Origin of the sequence: Pseudomonas sp. NDM (assembly GCF_003105095.1) — a bacterium.
In the GTDB taxonomy this organism is placed as follows: domain Bacteria; phylum Pseudomonadota; class Gammaproteobacteria; order Pseudomonadales; family Pseudomonadaceae; genus Aquipseudomonas; species Aquipseudomonas moraviensis_A.
Genome location: NZ_QETJ01000284.1, coordinates 1 through 2910 on the forward strand (window position 1 = coordinate 1; position 2910 = coordinate 2910).

A 2910-nucleotide genomic window follows, 5' to 3' on the forward strand; every position below is an offset into this window, starting at 1 on the left:
AATGCATTTCCATGTAGGAGCTGCCGAAGGCTGCGATCTTTTGACTTTGCTCTTTTAATGTCACAAGCCAGTGACAAACACCGTCCCCTTCGTTACAAGCCCGCCCCGGCCCGTTGTTTAGACTGCCCGCAGTCCTAACAACAAAAAAGGGTCACTCCATGGACACCTTTCACCCAGACTTCAGCAGTTGGCTGAATGCCCCTGCCCACCAGCAATGGCTTGCCGCCGAAGGCCTGCGTCTGCTGGATTTTGCCAAGGCCTCGAAGCTGCCGGAAGGTTTCGGCAATCTCGACGAGCGCGGCCGTCTGCCGGCGCACGCGCAAGCCGAAACCATGAACACCGCGCGCATGACCCACAGCTTCGCCATGGCCCACATTCAGGGGCTGCCGGGGTTCGCCGAGCTGATCGATCACGGCATCGCCGCCCTGCGCGGGCCGCTGCGTGATGCGTTGCACGGCGGCTGGTTTGCAGTCGCCGGGCACCGCGATGACAACACCGGCAAGAACGCCTACCTGCACGCCTTTGTCGCGCTCGCCGCCAGTTCCGCCGTGGTTGCACAACGGCCCGGCGCCCAGGCCTTGCTCGATGACGCGATCGATATCATCGACACCTATTTCTGGAGCGAAGAAGAGGGCACCATGCGCGAATTCTTCAATCGCGACTGGAGCGAAGAAGAAGCCTATCGCGGCGCCAACAGCAACATGCACGCCACCGAAGCATTCCTCACGCTGGCCGATGTCACCGAAGATCCGCGCTGGCTGGTGCGTGCTCAGCGCATCGTTGAGCGGGTGATCCACGGTCACGCGGCGGCCAATGATTACATGGTCATCGAACACTTCGATCGTGACTGGCAGCCGCTGCGCGACTACAACCACGACAATCCTGCTGACGGTTTCCGTCCGTATGGCACCACGCCGGGCCACGGTTTCGAGTGGGCACGATTGCTTCTGCACCTCGAAGCCGCGCGGGGGCAGGCGGGTATGCTCACGCCGGGCTGGCTGGCCCTTGATGCGCAAAAGCTGTTTGAAAACAATTGCCGCCACGGCTGGGATGTCGATGGTGCGCCGGGCATCGTCTACACCCTCGACTGGGATAACCAGGCCGTCGTTCGCCATCGCCTGCACTGGACGCATGCCGAAGCCAGCGCCGCTGCCAGTGCCTTGCTCAAACGCACCGGCGACGCGCAATACGAAACCTGGTACCGACTGTTCTGGGAATTCTGTGAGACGAATTTCATCGACCGCTGCAACGGCAGCTGGCACCACGAACTCAATCCACAGAATGTGCCCAGTGCCGATATCTGGCCGGGCAAGCCCGATCTGTATCACGCCTGGCAGGCTGTGCTGATTCCGCGGTTGCCGCTGGCGCCGAGCATGGCCACGGCTTTGGCGCGGTTATCTCAGCCTGTTCCTGTGTAACCATGTCGTGACATTTACGCGTCCCTTCGTTACCTGCGAAGCGAAACGCTCTGTTTAAACTCCGTGCAGCGCAAGCACCAGACTTGCAATGCATAACAACAAGAAAGGTACATCTCGAATGAATGCGATTTCTCGCCTCGCTACTGTCATTTCTGTCGCCTCCCTGTTCCCGCTCGCAATCCTGCCGCTCAGTGTCTCCGCTGCCGACTCCAAAGGTTCGGTCGAAGTCGTGCACTGGTGGACTTCCGGTGGCGAAAAAGCCGCTGTCGATGTGCTCAAGGCCCAAGTCGAAAAAGACGGTTTCACCTGGAAGGACGGCGCTGTCGCCGGTGGTGGCGGTGCGACTGCCATGACCGTGCTCAAGAGCCGCGCCGTCGCCGGCAATCCGCCTGGCGTTGCGCAGATCAAAGGCCCGGACATCCAGGAATGGGCGTCGACCGGTCTGCTCGACACCGACGTTTTGAAAGACGTCGCCAAGTCGGAAAAGTGGGACAGCCTGCTCGACAAGAAAGTCTCCGATACCGTGAAGTACGACGGTGATTACGTGGCCGTGCCGGTGAACATTCACCGTGTGAACTGGCTGTGGATCAACCCGGAAGTCTTCAAGAAAGCCGGCATCACCAAGAATCCAACCACCCTCGAAGAGTTCTACGCCGCCGGCGACAAGCTGAAAGCCGCGGGCTTCATTCCGCTGGCCCACGGCGGTCAGCCTTGGCAGGACAGCACCGTGTTCGAAGCCGTGGTGCTCTCGGTCATGGGCGTGGATGGCTACAAGAAAGCCCTGGTCGATCTCGACAACAAGGCGCTGACCGGCCCGGAAATGGTCAAGGCGCTCACCGAGCTGAAGAAAGTCGCGACCTACATGGACGCTGACGGCAAAGGCCAGGACTGGAACCTCGAAGCGGCCAAGGTCATCAACGGCAAGGCCGGCATGCAGATCATGGGTGACTGGGCCAAGTCCGAATGGACCGCCGCCAAGAAAGTCGCCGGCAAGGACTACGAGTGCGTAGCGTTCCCGGGCACCGACAAGGCGTTCACCTACAACATCGACTCGCTGGCCGTGTTCAAGCAGAAGGACGCAGGCACTGCGGCCGGTCAGCAGGACATCGCCAAAGTCGTGCTGGGTGAGAACTTCCAGAAAGTCTTCAGCATCAACAAAGGCTCGATTCCGGTGCGCAATGACATGTTGAACAACATGGACAAGCTCGGCTTCGATTCCTGCGCACAGACCGCTGCCAAGGACTTCCTCGCGGACGCCAAGTCCGGCGGCCTGCAACCAAGCATGGCGCACAACATGGCAACCACGCTGGCGGTGCAGGGCGCGTTCTTTGACGTAGTCACCAACTACATCAACGACCCGAAAGCCGACCCGGCCGATGCCGCGAAGAAACTTGGCGCGGCAGTTCAGTCGGCCAAGTAATGCTTGGCCCCTGTAGGAGTGAGCCTGCTCGCGATAGCAATCTGTCAGCCACCGTCTGAGTGACTGACACAC

At 60.3% G+C, this 2910-nt stretch carries 2 protein-coding genes; both read left to right on the forward strand.

The genetic code is table 11. From position 1 onward, the window contains the following. Positions 1-158: 158 nt before the first annotated feature. Positions 159-1418 carry an AGE family epimerase/isomerase gene (locus tag DCO47_RS26420; protein ID WP_116659258.1) on the forward strand — a complete coding sequence of 420 codons (1260 nt, stop codon included), beginning with the start codon at positions 159-161 and terminating at the stop codon, positions 1416-1418. A gap of 118 nt (positions 1419-1536) precedes the next feature. Then, entirely contained in the window at positions 1537-2838 is a 1302-nt protein-coding gene (locus tag DCO47_RS26425) for an ABC transporter substrate-binding protein (RefSeq protein ID WP_024014061.1), read from the forward strand. Positions 2839-2910: the final 72 nt, after the last annotated feature.